General features: G+C 54.0%; 15 protein-coding genes. 6 read left to right on the forward strand and 9 right to left on the reverse strand.

Features of this window, described 5'->3' with window-relative positions; translation table 11 throughout:
* Positions 1-40: 40 nt before the first annotated feature.
* Positions 41-1306, forward strand: coding sequence for a tyrosine-type recombinase/integrase (locus KJA79_RS18175; protein ID WP_213043476.1), 1266 nt, complete (start codon positions 41-43; stop codon positions 1304-1306).
* Here KJA79_RS18175 and KJA79_RS18180 read toward each other — a convergent pair.
* The 3 genes from KJA79_RS18180 to KJA79_RS18190 are packed head-to-tail and all read right to left on the reverse strand — an operon-like array spanning position 1258 to position 3138.
* Positions 1258-2592 carry a tyrosine-type recombinase/integrase gene (locus KJA79_RS18180; protein WP_213043477.1) on the reverse strand — a complete coding sequence of 445 codons (1335 nt, stop codon included), beginning with the start codon at positions 2590-2592 and terminating at the stop codon, positions 1258-1260. The two genes, KJA79_RS18175 and KJA79_RS18180, sit on opposite strands and share 49 nt — an antisense overlap.
* The gene (locus KJA79_RS23385; protein WP_213043478.1) at positions 2504-2788 is read right to left on the reverse strand and encodes a helix-turn-helix domain-containing protein; all 285 of its coding nucleotides are present in this window, start codon (positions 2786-2788) and stop codon (positions 2504-2506) included. The genes KJA79_RS18180 and KJA79_RS23385 overlap by 89 nt, the downstream gene beginning before the upstream one ends.
* 50 nt (positions 2789-2838) lie before the next feature.
* Positions 2839-3138, reverse strand: a complete 300-nt coding sequence (locus KJA79_RS18190) for a ribbon-helix-helix domain-containing protein (protein WP_213043479.1) — start codon at positions 3136-3138, stop codon at positions 2839-2841.
* A 244-nt stretch (positions 3139-3382) separates the two neighbouring features.
* Between KJA79_RS18190 and KJA79_RS18195 the strand changes: the two genes are divergently transcribed.
* The 3 genes from KJA79_RS18195 to KJA79_RS18205 all read left to right on the forward strand — a co-directional run bounded on the left by KJA79_RS18195 (position 3383) and on the right by KJA79_RS18205 (position 5367).
* Positions 3383-4126 carry an outer membrane protein gene (locus tag KJA79_RS18195; protein WP_213043480.1) on the forward strand — a complete coding sequence of 248 codons (744 nt, stop codon included), beginning with the start codon at positions 3383-3385 and terminating at the stop codon, positions 4124-4126.
* A gap of 58 nt (positions 4127-4184) precedes the next feature.
* Positions 4185-4556, forward strand: a complete 372-nt coding sequence (locus KJA79_RS18200) for a hypothetical protein (RefSeq protein WP_213043481.1) — start codon at positions 4185-4187, stop codon at positions 4554-4556.
* A gap of 127 nt (positions 4557-4683) precedes the next feature.
* Positions 4684-5367 carry a hypothetical protein gene (locus KJA79_RS18205; protein WP_213043482.1) on the forward strand — a complete coding sequence of 228 codons (684 nt, stop codon included), beginning with the start codon at positions 4684-4686 and terminating at the stop codon, positions 5365-5367.
* An 84-nt stretch (positions 5368-5451) separates the two neighbouring features.
* Here the strand turns inward: KJA79_RS18205 and KJA79_RS18210 are convergent, their stop codons facing one another.
* Positions 5452-6126, reverse strand: a complete 675-nt coding sequence (locus tag KJA79_RS18210; RefSeq protein WP_213043483.1) for a rolling circle replication-associated protein — start codon at positions 6124-6126, stop codon at positions 5452-5454.
* Positions 6127-6795: 669 nt separating this feature from the next.
* A protein-coding gene (locus KJA79_RS18215; RefSeq protein WP_246507767.1) for an IS3 family transposase occupies positions 6796-7922 on the reverse strand; the annotation gives its coding sequence in 2 pieces (ribosomal slippage) (positions 6796-7667 and positions 7667-7922; 1128 coding nt in all).
* Positions 7923-8161: 239 nt separating this feature from the next.
* On the opposite strand from KJA79_RS18215, the gene KJA79_RS18220 reads away from it, so the two are divergent.
* Together KJA79_RS18220 and KJA79_RS23390 are read left to right on the forward strand one after the other, a co-directional pair.
* Positions 8162-8527 (forward strand): PilZ domain-containing protein, encoded by a 366-nt coding sequence (locus tag KJA79_RS18220; protein WP_213043485.1) that lies wholly within the window; start codon positions 8162-8164, stop codon positions 8525-8527.
* Between the two features lie 41 nt (positions 8528-8568).
* Positions 8569-8904 carry a PilZ domain-containing protein gene (locus tag KJA79_RS23390; RefSeq protein WP_213043486.1) on the forward strand — a complete coding sequence of 112 codons (336 nt, stop codon included), beginning with the start codon at positions 8569-8571 and terminating at the stop codon, positions 8902-8904.
* 2 nt (positions 8905-8906) lie between these two features.
* Here the strand turns inward: KJA79_RS23390 and KJA79_RS18230 are convergent, their stop codons facing one another.
* From KJA79_RS18230 to KJA79_RS18245, 4 genes are all read right to left on the reverse strand, one after another.
* The gene (locus KJA79_RS18230; protein WP_213043487.1) at positions 8907-10322 is read right to left on the reverse strand and encodes a sigma-54-dependent transcriptional regulator; all 1416 of its coding nucleotides are present in this window, start codon (positions 10320-10322) and stop codon (positions 8907-8909) included.
* An 8-nt stretch (positions 10323-10330) separates the two neighbouring features.
* A complete protein-coding gene (locus KJA79_RS18235; RefSeq protein ID WP_213043488.1) occupies positions 10331-11068 on the reverse strand; it encodes a hypothetical protein in 738 nt (245 codons plus the stop codon).
* Positions 11069-11100: 32 nt separating this feature from the next.
* Positions 11101-12573 carry a sensor histidine kinase gene (locus tag KJA79_RS18240; RefSeq protein WP_213043489.1) on the reverse strand — a complete coding sequence of 491 codons (1473 nt, stop codon included), beginning with the start codon at positions 12571-12573 and terminating at the stop codon, positions 11101-11103.
* 147 nt (positions 12574-12720) lie between these two features.
* Complete coding sequence (locus KJA79_RS18245) at positions 12721-13539, reverse strand: hypothetical protein (protein ID WP_213043490.1); 819 nt, start codon at positions 13537-13539, stop codon at positions 12721-12723.
* Positions 13540-13719 lie beyond the last annotated feature (180 nt).

Consider the following 13719-nt stretch of genomic DNA (forward strand, 5'->3'; position numbering starts at 1 on the left):
GCCGCCGGACCCCTTACTGATACTGAAGTGGAGCGACGAGATGAGGCACACGAAAAGCAAGCACGTGCGTGGCGGACAGATTGAAAACATCGGCCACAAGAGGCAACTCATCACATGGAACCAAGGCAGGCGCGGGAGAAATATTCGTCTCAAAGTGAGTGGCACGCGTGAGACCGCCGAAAAAATCCTCCAAAAAATTCGCGAAGAATTCTACTCGCAAACTCACGGTATACGGATAGAAAAAGAGACCACGATCGCGGACCTTGTGGCACTCGTCGTGGATGACTACGCGGCTAACGCCCACAAGGACCAGCGCGGGGCCAAGTATTTACATAGTTTCTGGAGCACGTTTGCGCCGTCGCGACGCGCCGATGAGATCGATGCCGATCAGCTCTCTGTGTGGGCGAAGGAATGGAGGCAGGGAGGACTCTCTCCAGGGCGCACGAATCGACGGATGTCATTTCTCCTGCGCGGCTATCGCATCGCGCATGAACGCGGACTCGTCAATGATATTCCAAAATGGACCGACCTGAAGGAATCCCCGCCTCGGTCCGGGACGAGATCGTGGCAAGAGTTTATTAAGGTCCGAGGTCTCCTCCCCGCCCATGTGGTCGTCCCGGTGACGATCGAATACTGGCTCGGTACACGGTCCGGCGAAACACTCACTCTCGAATGGACACAGGTACGATTTCACCATAATAAACAGCTGGTCGAGATCCGATTAAAGAGCATCGATACAAAGACGGGAGAGCAACGCGTCGCCGTGCTAGGAGGAGATCTCTACACGGTACTGAAGTCGTGGCACGTGTTCACACAAGCCACCTATCCTCACGTGAAGACCGTCTGTTACTACAAAGGGAAGCCGATGAAGTCAAACAAGACAGCATGGCAGACCGCGTGTGTGCGCGCGGGCCTGGGGCATTGGGAACGTCCCGACGGCGCCGAGGTCGGGAATCGACGATATCGCGGCGCCCTGATTCACGATTTCAGGAGGACCGCCGTCTCAAATATGGAAGACGCTGGGATCCCGCGTAAGGTAGCGATGGCGATTTCCGGGCACAAAACTGATTCAGTGTACCGGCGTTACCATATCGTCAGAAAAGCTGATTTGGTCGAGGCCGGCAGAAAACTGCTCGCGCATCATACAGAGGAGCATGGCAGCCAGGCCGCGCCGGAATTCTCGCCAGAAAAAGTGTTCACAAAATGTTCACCGACTTCACAGATGACCCCGAAACACCCCGGATCTGGTCGGACCCGTCAGACCCCCTCAAAACAGAGAAACGCCGCGTCCATAGCGTCGAAATAGGCTCTAGGCGCGGCGTTTGCAATCGGCTTGAAAACTGACGACCAGCGGATTTGTAAACCGCCGGTTGGGGGTTCGATTCCTCTCGCCAGCTCCATAAATTCAACTGACGAATCAACCGGTTGGCGGCTTACAGAGCCACTACTCTCCCCTCGCAATTCTGCGAGTGTAACCGTAAGTGTAACCGTCTGACGCTCAAAGTACGCAGAGAGTGAACGCGCTGCCTGTTCGAGGTCCCGCTCATTCACAATGTTGTACCGGTCAAACACGCTTCGAGTCTTATGGCCGGAAATGGACATGGCCACCTTTTCTGGCACTCCGGCTCGCACCATGTTCCGTACAGCAGTACGTCGGAAGTCATGTGGGATTCTACCTACCCATACCAAATGCTTCTTCTTCTCATCTTTCACCATCCCCCCGAGGCCGACCCTCTCGCACGCCTTCCGCCAAGAATGCTTCAAACTCTGTAGGCGAATTCCTCCACGATGGCAGATCCAGGGACAACCAGGCCATTTGAGGTCGCAGCGTGTCTTCCAAGCCAAAAGCACCCGGTAAAGATCGCCCGTTAGATACAGAACCCTGGGCGTATTGGTTTTGGTATCCTGTGCCTGCAAAAATAGCTTTCCCTCCGTCCAATTGATTTGCCGCCATTGCAGCGAACAGACCTCCCCCATTCGCATCCCGCTGTAGTAGGCAAGAGTCGCAGCAACCTGGGCATAATCAGGCAAGGCGCCTCGAAGGGCGAGGAAATCCTCGTGCTCGAAGAATCCTGATCGAATGTTGTATTCTTTGAGCTGGGGAATATGGGGAACCCGAGCGACCAGTTGAGGTGTTTGTTGAAAGCCCATTCGAAACATTCGCTTCAGAAATCCTGTTTCCCGGTTGATGGTGCCGTTTGCTGCGCCCTCCCCTTGACGTTTGACGATATAGCCTTTGATTCGCTCGGTGGTAATGGCAGACACCCGCATCTTTCGAAAGTATGGCTCTAAATGGTTCTGGTACTCGTTGACCCGCCTTCCAGTCTTACGTTTGTTCAATTCGTAATCTTGTCTTACGAGGGCAGCCAAGTCTTCATAGCTTATTCTGTCGATATTGGGCCCACGATATAGCCCTGCAGCTATCTCCCCTTCCTTAATTTTCAGAATTCGTTTTGCTCGGTCCTTATCACTGGTCCTTGTGCTTTCTTGGATAGGTCTGCCCTCAACGTAATACTTCATCCAGTATGGGCCCTGTTCGGCCAAAGTCCCTGTCGTCGGATCGCGTTTCTTGCGTCGGTAAATCATCCCCATGATGCCCCTCCCGCTTATTGTTTTCGATGAAGCGGTCCATATCGAAAATATCGAACAGGACGCGCCGTCCTTGCCGCACACAGGGCAGTTTGCTGGACCAGTTGAGATGACGAACTGCCCACTGGCTGATACCGAGGTATCGAGCCGCCTCTCTGACCGAATACAGCCGTTTGAATACTTCCTCTGACATTTCCATCACCCCCTTTCGTTTAGAACTGATTGTTTTCACACTGGAGCTAATCACCGCTAGGATTTTAGTTTGGGTTTCTTAAGCTCAGGCGGATTCATGATTACTCCAAGGCCTTTTAACGCCTCACCGGTCATTTTCTTCCATCCCTTCATAGCCTGATCGAGCTTACCCGCTTTTGCTTGTTCCAACATCGTGGCCATGTGTTCGAGGATCGGCTGCTGCTCACTTAGCAGATCGCGGATAATTTCGGCACGTGGTTTTTCCATCGCAGCGGATACGCGCGATATCGTTTCATAGAGATCGGTGGGCAACGACAATAGGACTCGATGCGGCGTGTTTTTAGGTTTAGGACTCATTTATAGCCCTCCGTTATATTAATTTGTTTATAGCGAAGCGCTATATCAAAGTCAATTCATAAACTTTTGTAAGCCTCATTAACCACGGCGCTGTCCGGTGAGGAGGGGGCAGATCCACGCGCGTCGGATAAGCCCTACATACTCAAGTTCTTCCTCGATAGCAGAGTGCCTTCCCCCCTTCGACTACTAGTTGCCTTGATGCGGCTCGAAGTAGTCTCTCCCCAGCTTCGGAGGAGGACTCGTTATGTTCACCATGCGGTTTCTGAGTGGAAGTGTGTTGGTTCTCACGCTGGCATGGTCAGTACCTATTGCCTGCGCAGAAGACAACGGTCTCACACCTCAAGTCGATCCTTATATCGCACTGTTCGGCGGGATGACGTTGCCATCGAAAACCGATGCGAAAGTCAATAATTCCGGAATGAATCTTACAGTCTTGGATCAAGACTTCGGCAGCTCAAAATCCTTGGGAGGAAAAGTCGGTGTCTGGTTTCCTGGGCTACGACGGTCAACCGGCCTGGATTTCGGGCTGGAGGTGGATGTCACTAATTATCAGCCAGACGTAAAGGCTGGGCGGTTCCAAGCAAATGGCACACTCAATGGGATTCCCGTTGTCGCGACGGCTAGCCGGAGTAGCAACATGGATGTGAATGCCACTATCGTCGCGACCAACCTCTTACTCCGTCTGCCGATATATGTATCAGCTGAGTTTCCTCAGGGTCGGCTCTATCCATATCTCGGGGGAGGGCCAGGCGTTCAAAAATCGTCGTTCGGCTCCAACGGAAAATCAGACTATGATCTAGCACTTCAAGCCGTCGCCGGCATGCACGTCTTCCTTGCCAAACGCGTCTCCTTGTTTGCGGAGTATAAATTTACGCACGCCACCCAAACCTTCGGCTTCACAAGCTCTACCGGTGCCACCCAGGATGAGCGATATACCTTCAACGTCAGTCATGTCGTGGGTGGACTTGCCGTCCACTTTGGAAACTGACCCGTCTAGCAGAGGGGTTATGAAGACATCAAGAACATTGATTCTCACCGGAGGCCCTATGAAACGTTTGTTCAGATTGTGCGCACTTCTTGCTTTTGGGGGCGCATTGATGAGCGGCTGTACGTCGGTCGGAAACTTAGGCATTGTCACGAAACCTTCGGCCAATAATGCAGACAGACTTAAGTCGGGTGTGAGTTTTGAGGAACTTGGACCAGTGGAAGGATCTGGCTGTCGGCACTTCATCCTTGCCGTTATTCCATTCGGTGATTCCAGCTTTTCAAAAGCTGTGGACGAAGCACTCAGTCAAAAAGGTGGTGATGCATTGATCAACGTGACCGTCTCCAGCAGCTTGTATGGCTTCATTCCGATCTACAACGTCTACAGCTTCACATGCACATCAGTGAGCGGCATCGCCGTGAAATACAAGTAAACACAACACCTTTGCGAAAGGCCATAGAACGATGTTCCGAATGCGACTCTCTCGGATACTAGTTGCCCTGACTATTGTGTTCTTAGCAGGTTGCGGCACGACTCGGATACCTGCGCCATCTGAAGCAGTGAACGATCTGTCGGGCAAAACTAAAATCCATATTGCTCATTACGATCCAGAAAAATTTACTATTTGGATAGGTGGGCAAACTGGCCGTGGTATAGCCTTGGGAATTCTGCTTGGTGGAATTGGCGGCGCCATAGAGGGAGGACTACAACTTGACGAGGCTAGAGAGACTGGAGCTAAGTTTATCTCGGCCTCTCAACTCATGGATCCGGTCACTCAAATCGAGAATCGTTTCCTTAGGGCGTGGCAACGAGAGCTGCAGTTGACGGCTCTTCCAGCCGCACAGTTGATGAGTAGCGACAGCGCACGCAGACTACAAGAACAATTTAATGAAGGATATGTGATTGATTTTAAGACACAGAAGTGGAGTATTGAACCAGTGTTATACGGCGGATTGTCATCTGACCATAGTACTTACCGCCCTTCATACACAGGACGAGCTCGACTTGTTCGTCTTCACGATCAGAAGATAGTTTGGGAAGGAACTTGCACGTATGCGAAAGATCAAACCCTTACTCCCACATTGAATCGTGATGAAATTACCGGGGATGACAAGGGCACGGCTCTAAAAGCCGCCCTGCAAACCTTGGGGGATGCGTGTGCAGACGATCTGTGGAGACAGTTCTTTGGTCGAGAGTCTGGCCCTGACTTCCAGCCAACCACCGTGACCGAGGCGACCAGGTAAGCGACGGACCGCTCTGGGGGGAGTCTTCGACACCCCCCAGATCCATAGGAGCGCCCGCACTTCGGCAAGCGCCGGCGCGGTGCGTCATGAGCTTGGAGTAATTGGCACCCGTTCAGCGTTTCCGTTATCCCATCGTATGGAGGCATCCTCAAAACCCGCAATCCATCCATAGGTGCCCGACCCACCTATCCACTCCGTAAGACGGCAGCACACGCCGACGCGACGCAATGCCTCTTGTCGTATGAGGGTATACATTCTTCTTTCAACGTCTTTTGCCGTTCGGTCGAGCACAAACTCATGCTTTTGCGTTGGCACCTTCACGCCCAACGAACAAAAATACCGGTGTTCCTCAAAGTCACGCGGCATGTTGTCGAAATCCTTGCTGATGTACTTCGACAGATAACGCGCAAGCTTCACGGGAGAACAGCCAGGACGAGGTCCTCGGACATTGACTTGCCCCTGGCCGTTCCCGACGATCCTGTACCAACAGCGCCGCAAGAGCCGCACATCCTGAAACCCCTTCACTGCGAGATGAGGATGCAGCGCCCCACGCTGTTGCCGTTCCAGGACCGCCACATAGGGCATAGAGCAGCCCGATCGCGAAAGCGCCCGCCGTAGCCGCCCTAGATCGTGCAACACGCGGTCTCGATCCTCTACATTTGCTCGATAGGTCAAGGTCACGAGATGGTCGGCTCCGATGGTCAGGCATTTCTTCCGAATGGTGCTCTTGGCCCGGCCTCGTGCCCGAGCCTCGTTCATCTTTCTATTCCGCGATGCGCCTTTCTCTCCTTTCTTGCCTTGAATCGGGTCTAACCTTCCCCAAGACATTTCGACCCATTGTTTTCCAAAATCATGAATCGTGATGGACCAGACATTCCCTGCAGGAGGTAGTGTGATGTGAGGCCATGTGTGGTCGCCGAGAAATGTCCTCCTGTCAAGTTTAGGAGAGGCCGCTGGCGCGGCTCCCCTGCGCGGGTGGCTTGCGCCACCCCGCGCACGGGCATCACCGGCCGAGCGGGACAGCCTCGATTGCTGCGTCGGTTCTTTTTCGTTCCCGCCCACGTTCGACCTCACCTCGAAAATGTGTAACCAAAATTGTAACCGTAACGGCCCTTTTTAGCGTTTCGAACAGCAACTCCACGCAACATGGCACTATCGCCTAACCCAATGGTGGATCAGGCGATTCCAGTGGTTCTGATGCTGTGGAGTGGTGGGGTGAAAGAGGCTCAGGACTGCTTTGTAAACCGCCGGTTGGGGGTTCGATTCCTCTCGCCAGCTCCATTCTTTCCCTTCGCTTCACTATTTGCATCAGGGCCTAACTACTACTTTGCTCTGTTATGTTCAAATCCCCTGCCCCATTGGCAGAGGTGGCTCCGGTTGGTTGGACAGTCTCGCGCCTTCCTTAAGTGGTGCCTGGTGGACTGTTGACTACGCGGCCGCACGCCGTGTTGTCAGATTCTCATAGTACATCTGGTCAGGTGTCTGGCCGCCAAGCGCCTGATGTGGCCTGGTCTGATTGTAGAACGTTAGATAGCGCGCCAAGCCCTGGTGCACAGCCTCGACGGTGTCGTAGGCATGTAAATAGACCTCCTCGTATTTAATGCTTTTCCACAGCCGTTCGACAAACACGTTGTCTCGCCAGCAGCCTTTCCCGTCCATGCTGATTTGGATGCCGTGGTGGGTCAGAAGCCCCGTGAACTCTTGGCTGGTAAATTGGCACCCCTGATCGGTATTGAAGATCTCGGGCGGGCCATAGCGGCTCACAGCATCCTGTACCGCGTCCAGACAGAAGTCGGTCGTGAGCGTGTTGGAGCGCCGCCACGCCAACACCCGGCGACTGGCCCAGTCCAGGACGGCAAACAAGTACACGAAGCCCCGCGCCATCGGGATATAGGTGATATCGGCCGCCCAGACATGATTGGGTCGCGAGATCTTCAGGTCGCGCAGGAGATAGGGGTAGACCTGATGGGCCGGATGCCGGCGGCTGAGATGCGGCTTCCGATACAGGGCCTCAATACCCATGCGTCGCATCAGCGTGGCCACATGTCGTCTTCCAATGGCGTGGCCCTCTTGCCGCAAGAGATCGCGCAGCATCCGGGCGCCGGCAAACGGATGGGCCAGATGCAGCTCGTCGATCCGCCGCATCAGCACGAGCACCGGCTCTGATAGCGGCGTGGACTGGTAGTACGCAGTGGACCGAGCCAGCTTCAGCAGCTGGCATTGCCGCCGCACAGGCAGTGGATGGGTGCGATCAATCATGGCTTTGCGCTCCGCAAGCCCGCCTTGGTGAGCGCCCCGGCTAAAAAATCATTCTCCAGGGCCAGTTGGCCAATCTTGGCGTGGAGGGTCTTGAGATCCGGAGTTTCTGCCGGCGGCTTGGTGCCACCAAACACATCGGCCGCGCGCGCCAGCAATTGCTGCTTCCATTCGGTGATCTGCGTGGGGTGGACCTGAAACTGCTCCGCCAATTCGGCCAGCGTCTTGTCGCCTTTGACCGCCGCCAACGCCACTTGCGCCTGAAACGTCGCCCTGTGATTCCGTCGCGTTCTCTTCATCGCCTCGCTCCTCTGGTTCGCCACCACCTGGTGGCTTCGGTGAAGCCAGGCTACCACTTACCACACTGTCCGAATTGCCGGCGCCCCCTCTGGCTAAGGTATCCCGCCGACAGCAGCGCCCCCTCCAAAGTGTTAGCAATTCTGGGGACTAGGCCCAACCAGCACATTGGCATATAGTTTCATTCACCAGTAGCATTGAATTTGGCAAACCGAGGGAAACACAGCAAGGAGGAAGCACCATGCAGACTCGCTATAGCCAACGAGTGTTAGTGGATTGCTCGGTGATGTTTGCAGGTGAGAACGTTGTCGGTGAAGGACGAATTTTGGATCTGTCTCTACCCGGGTGTCTCCTCGAAAGCTCGAAAAATATGACCGCAGGCGAATACATTCAGCTGCGGCTTTTTCTCCCTGATCGTGCCACGCCGTTGAACGTGGCACTTGCCGCCGTCAGATGGGTCGATGGTTGTAAGCTCGGGGTTGAGTTCATTCGCACGTCTCACGAAGAACAACGCCGCCTGGCACAATTTGTCAAACAGCAATCTGGTCGGGGTCAGTCGCCGCGGTGGAGCGACAGTGTCGTTCTCATTGGTGCCTCCGATAGCTAGAAGGACCGAGAACAACGTTGCTTTCTGCAGGAGTGCCGCTTATGTCAAAGCATTTTACGCTACGCACCTATCAGCGAGTCATGCGTTGTAGTTCCAGTTATTACCTTTCAGATGATTTTCTTGGAAAGGGTATCGTCCGAGATATTTCGGCAGGAGGGTGCCGCATCCAGGGTGACCATCAAGTCAAGTTGGGAATGAAGCTCACGCTACGAATGGATCACCCAGAGGACACAATACCTTTAGAGATCGAGCAAGCCGTCGTGCGGTGGGTCAGCGGGAGAGATTTTGGGGTCCGAATCACAAAGATCCACGACGCGGGAACAAGAAGACTTGCGCGTCTCGTAAGCCGGCCGTTCCAAGCAGATTCTCATGTTTAACCCTAGACGTCTTTGACTTCTTCCTCTGCATGAGGGATACCACCTGAGTCATAGTCGACACGCTCTTTCAACATGGAGGGATGCAAGCCATACTTTTTTAACATCTTGTAGAAATCGGCCCGATACCTCCCAGCAAACTGAGCAGCCCGAGAGATATTTCCACCAGTCATCTGCAACACGTTACGCAAGTAGGAACGTTCAAATTCTTCTTTGGCCTCAGTCAATGGTTTGAGGCCAATGTCCGCCGATGGGCCGACCGACGGGAGTAAATCCGGCACTATCATATCCTGGCGAGACATGACCACGGCTTTTTCGATTACATTCTCTAGCTCTCGGACATTGCCTGGCCAAGGATACACCATGAGCCGATGCATCGCCGCAGCGGTAAACCCACGCACATCCTTATTGGAACGTCTCACACTCTGCGTGAGGAAGTGCTGGGCCAGCAGCGGAATATCATTCTTCCGTTCTCGTAAGGGTGGAATGGCCAGAGGCACGACCGATATTCGATAATAGAGGTCATGACGGAACGTTCCTGCTTTGACGCATTCGGCAAGATCTTTGTTGGTGGCGGTAATAATCCGTACGTCGACTTTCGTCGCGTAGCCTGCCCCCACCTCACGCACCTCACGTTCTTGGACCGCCCGAAGCAGCTTCACCTGCATAGGCAGTGACATCTCTGCTATCTCATCGAGAAAGAGTGTGCCTCCATTCGCACTCTGAAACAGGCCCGGCTTTGCGGCCAGCGCACTCGTAAATGCCCCTCGAATGTGCCCGAACAATTCACTTTCGAAGAGGCCTTCACTGACCGCCGCGCAATTCAGGGCAACGAACGGCCCCTTTGCCCTGCGACTATTGGCGTGAAGCACTCGCGCGAGGACCTCTTTCCCTGTCCCGGTTTCGCCGGTGAGGAGAATGGTCGCATCCGAGTCGGCGATCTGAGCGACCTGCTGAAACAGCCGCTGCATGGCGGGACTTCTGGCAATGACGTTCTCCAGGCCGTATAGTTCCTTCACTAACGACTTTAGCCGCTGAATTTCACGGGTCATTCGCAACTGGATCAATGCTTTATCAAGGGTCGCTTTTAACTCTTTATCGTCGAAGGGTTTGGTCAAATACCCAAAGGCTCCCCGCTGCATCGCCTCCACCGCGTTGGGTATGCTGCCATGAGCGGTCAGAATAATGACAGGCAATCCGGGTTGAATTCGGAGAAGTTCCTCTGCCAGCTCCAATCCGTCTTCCCCTCTCAGCCGCAGATCGGTTACAGCGATATCAAACGTCTCCTGCCGTGCCGCAGCGAGTGCATCGCGACCATTTGTGCAGGGTGTTACAGAAAATCCCAGTGCCGAAAGACGCATCCTCAGTAAGTGCAGGAGACCTTCGTCATCATCCACAACAAGAATGCGTTCATGCTCCATAACGGTCCTTAGGGTTTGAGCTGCTCCGACTGTTGGGGAGAAAACAGATTGGACGGAGGTTTGATCGGGCGAGTTTTTCCTCGCATTTCCTGATCAATACGCTTCAGCGCTTCTAGCTGACTGGAAAGTTCTTCTATCTTCCGATCGCGATCATTGACCTGCCGCTGCAGGTTCTGAAGCATGGCCGGATCGACCGACATACGATGAGATTCTCGCCTGGAATTGAACAATTCTGCTTTGCGTTCCTGATCTTGCAACTCGCGTTGCATCATCTCAAGCGATTGCGATTCACTATCCTGTAATGCGCGCAGCTGTTGAATGGTTAACTCCCGATCAAGCAAGTCGCGGACGGTCCGTTCAATTGTCTGAGAAAGCACACCCTGTGTCTGAGCTATGGCGGGTCCATTCACCACCGATCGCCACCAGGACGGATCGGGAGGGAGTTCGCCGACCTGAAGCAACTGTAACCAAAGCCGGCTCGAAACGGCCAACTGACTCTTCGGCGAGACAGCGATGACTTTTTCGAAATAGTGAATGGCCGACTCTCGACTTTCGTACAGGGATGTCAGAGCAAGTGTGAAGAATACATGATCGCAGGTATTTTTACTAGAACATTTGGAGGTCAGTTGTGGATCCTTACGTATAATGACTTGCGAGAGTTTTCCATCATTCCCCTCACCCGGGAAATACGGACTGTGAAGCGAAGGGGGGGGGACGGAACTACAGGCCGACAGGATGCCGAGCAAGAGCAGCAGGCCTTTATTGCGCAAGCACCGCACTAGACCAGCATCCCGGGTTTCGTCAGGCACAAGATAAATCGCACGGTTGTTCCCTTTCCGACTTCACTGTCCACCCAAATACGTCCACCGTGGGCTTCCACGACTTTCCTCGCAAGAGCCAGTCCCAACCCGCTTCCTACGGACGCATGTCTGGTCTTTGTACGGCCTTGGTAAAAACGCTCAAAAATATGCGGCACTTCCTCCGCCGGTATGCCGGGCCCTGAATCCGACACATCGACGTACAGCACTCCTTCTTCGCGTCTCGGGGTCATCTGTAATTTCACCACCGCCCCCTCGGAGCTGTACTTCAATGCATTTGAGAGCAGATTGTCGAGTACTTGTTCGATGCGAGTGCTGTCGGCCCTTACCCAATGACGTTCCACCGGCGCCTCTACCACCAGCTGAACCTGCTTCGCATCGGCAAGCAAGCGGATTTTATTCACGGAAATATCGGCCACTCGGCGAAGGTCGGTCGGCACGAACCGGTATTCCATCATGCCGGCTTCCATTTTGGAGAGATCCAGAATAGTCGAAATGAGGTTCATCAATCGTCGACTACTGTCGGACATAATCCGAAGCGTCGTGCGTTGATCCTGGGTCAAAGGGCCGGGAATTTCGTCAAGTAGGAGATGCGTTCCCTCCTGAATCGACGCCATCGGGGTCCGCAGTTCGTGCGAGACATGAGCCAGAAACTCACTCTTAATGTCGTCTAACTGCTGAAGCCTCGCACCCATCCATTTCACAGTGTCACCCAACTCTCGCAACTCTCGTGGGGCCTGTCCATCCAAGCTGGCACGAAAGTTTCCCTGTCCCATTTCCTGAATGGTGGCTTGCAACCGGCGCAAGGGATGAAGAATGTTGTAGCTCGCCACCGCAGCCATGCCGAGACCAAACAACAGGGCAACCAGCACCAGATTGCGGGTGACCGATTCTGCTTGAGCCGAACTGGCATGTGAGGCATTCACCCCGACGGCAATACGCGCTTCATGTAGACCGATATATTGTTGAAGGATCGATGTGATTTGTGTCGCCAGCATGTCGCGACGCGCATCAAACCGAGTGTCCACCGCAGCCGATTGTCCTTTGGGCTCTGCAAGTTGAGCCTGAAAGAGAGCCAAGTGGGTCTGCTGCAGTCGCTCGACATCCCTCAGCAGACGGGTTTCCGGCTCCGACGCTTCTCGGGCAAACAGTCCCTGTAAGACCACCTGAAACTCTTTGCTCTCCCCGTCAAAGTGATCCAAGAATGTGGACGCGGGAACCGCCACATATTTTTTCTCACTCTGAACCTGTTCATAGAATGATGCCAGTAACCGTTTCGCAGAATCGATTTCCGGATGATGATGGGAGGCGACCTCCGTATTCAGCCCGGCCAACGTTCTGATCTGGAGCAGGGCATACACGTTCACACCGGTCATGACGGCAATGATCACCAGATATGTCAGAACCAGTCGCCCAAAAATCGATAGGCGCACGATGAGGCATCCTCCCCCGTCACTCGTCGAGGCCGGGGCCTGAGAAGCATGGGTGTAGGCTTAGCCATACACCAGATCATGCCGGCCCTCAACAAGTTCTCCATATTGTGCAGTGCACCGGGGAACCGATAGACGACGGAGGCCCTCCTATCGAGCAGAGTCGGAGAATTGCGATTGATACAGTCGTTGCCGTCTCGAAGTCGAAGACAAGGCGGCGAATAGATGGCCGCGAAACAGGAGCATGGACACCATCAGGGGTGGGGTCAGCAGCAGTGCAACCAGACCGGTGAAACTTGCAGAAATCCCAAGATCCGTTAACCAGGCGCTCAACACCGTGAAGGGAACAAAGACCAGTTGAATGAAATCAAGCCCGGCTCCTCTCCCCAACTGACTCGACAGTTTAAAAAAAAGCGACAGTCCCAGAGGTGCCAACACTAAGGCCATCGGCAGAAACCACTCAATCCAATTGTCGATCACGAAATCATAACTTCGCTTTAAGACATCGAGTGGTGAATCGTGCCTGGTGAGGTAGATGACTTCGGGGGCGGGATTCAACAGGATGAACACAAGCAGCAGACAGGCAGTCACCAAAAACTGGCTGTCCGGATTGGCACGAAGGCTCGTGTCCAGCAGCATGGTGGGGATCCAGAGGACAAACCCCACACTAATGACATCCCAAAAGTAATGCCCCATGCTTTCCAGCACGTCGTTGAATGTGATCGTTCTCATGCCCTTGATGGCCTGCTCTATCAGGCTCAACGTGGCTCCGATCAGCAAGGCGTTCACGGCACCGAGAAGAAATCCGCCGAGCATCCCGAGTGGACGGGCGATTTGCTGGGCCAAGAGCATGAGCATGGTGAAGACAACGACGGAGAGAATCACCAACCACCCACGGATAAGGGAGCGAACCGTGGCGTGAAATGCATCCCGATAGAGATGCAATGTAGAGGTCACAACCGTCAACATCGATCAGTCATCACAATGTCGAAAATTAGACTAGGAATGCGCACGGGGCCAAAACCGCACCTGGACGCGGACAATAAGCCGGATTCCCCCGGCAGGTCAAGTCGGTCACCCATGCCGTTCTCTGGTTGAGGAACCGAGACGGATCAGGAACAACCACCCGATGCTATTGACTTGCCTCCC

It is taken from the genome of Nitrospira defluvii (assembly GCF_905220995.1).
GTDB lineage: Bacteria > Nitrospirota > Nitrospiria > Nitrospirales > Nitrospiraceae > Nitrospira_A > Nitrospira_A defluvii_C.

Bases quoted from the DNA above. Each gene is read 5' to 3' on its own strand.
- KJA79_RS18200 (WP_213043481.1), top strand. From the start codon at position 4,185: ATGAAACGTTTGTTCAGATTGTGCGCACTTCTTGCTTTTGGGGGCGCA.
- KJA79_RS18230 (WP_213043487.1), bottom strand. From the start codon at position 10,322: ATGGAGCATGAACGCATTCTTGTTGTGGATGATGACGAAGGTCTCCTG.
- KJA79_RS18195 (WP_213043480.1), top strand. From the start codon at position 3,383: ATGTTCACCATGCGGTTTCTGAGTGGAAGTGTGTTGGTTCTCACGCTG.
- KJA79_RS18210 (WP_213043483.1), bottom strand. From the start codon at position 6,126: ATGAACGAGGCTCGGGCACGAGGCCGGGCCAAGAGCACCATTCGGAAG.
- KJA79_RS23390 (WP_213043486.1), top strand. From the start codon at position 8,569: ATGTCAAAGCATTTTACGCTACGCACCTATCAGCGAGTCATGCGTTGT.
- KJA79_RS18180 (WP_213043477.1), bottom strand. From the start codon at position 2,592: ATGGGGATGATTTACCGACGCAAGAAACGCGATCCGACGACAGGGACT.
- KJA79_RS18190 (WP_213043479.1), bottom strand. From the start codon at position 3,138: ATGAGTCCTAAACCTAAAAACACGCCGCATCGAGTCCTATTGTCGTTG.
- KJA79_RS18220 (WP_213043485.1), top strand. From the start codon at position 8,162: ATGCAGACTCGCTATAGCCAACGAGTGTTAGTGGATTGCTCGGTGATG.
- KJA79_RS23385 (WP_213043478.1), bottom strand. From the start codon at position 2,788: ATGGAAATGTCAGAGGAAGTATTCAAACGGCTGTATTCGGTCAGAGAG.
- KJA79_RS18175 (WP_213043476.1), top strand. From the start codon at position 41: ATGAGGCACACGAAAAGCAAGCACGTGCGTGGCGGACAGATTGAAAAC.
- KJA79_RS18245 (WP_213043490.1), bottom strand. From the start codon at position 13,539: ATGTTGACGGTTGTGACCTCTACATTGCATCTCTATCGGGATGCATTT.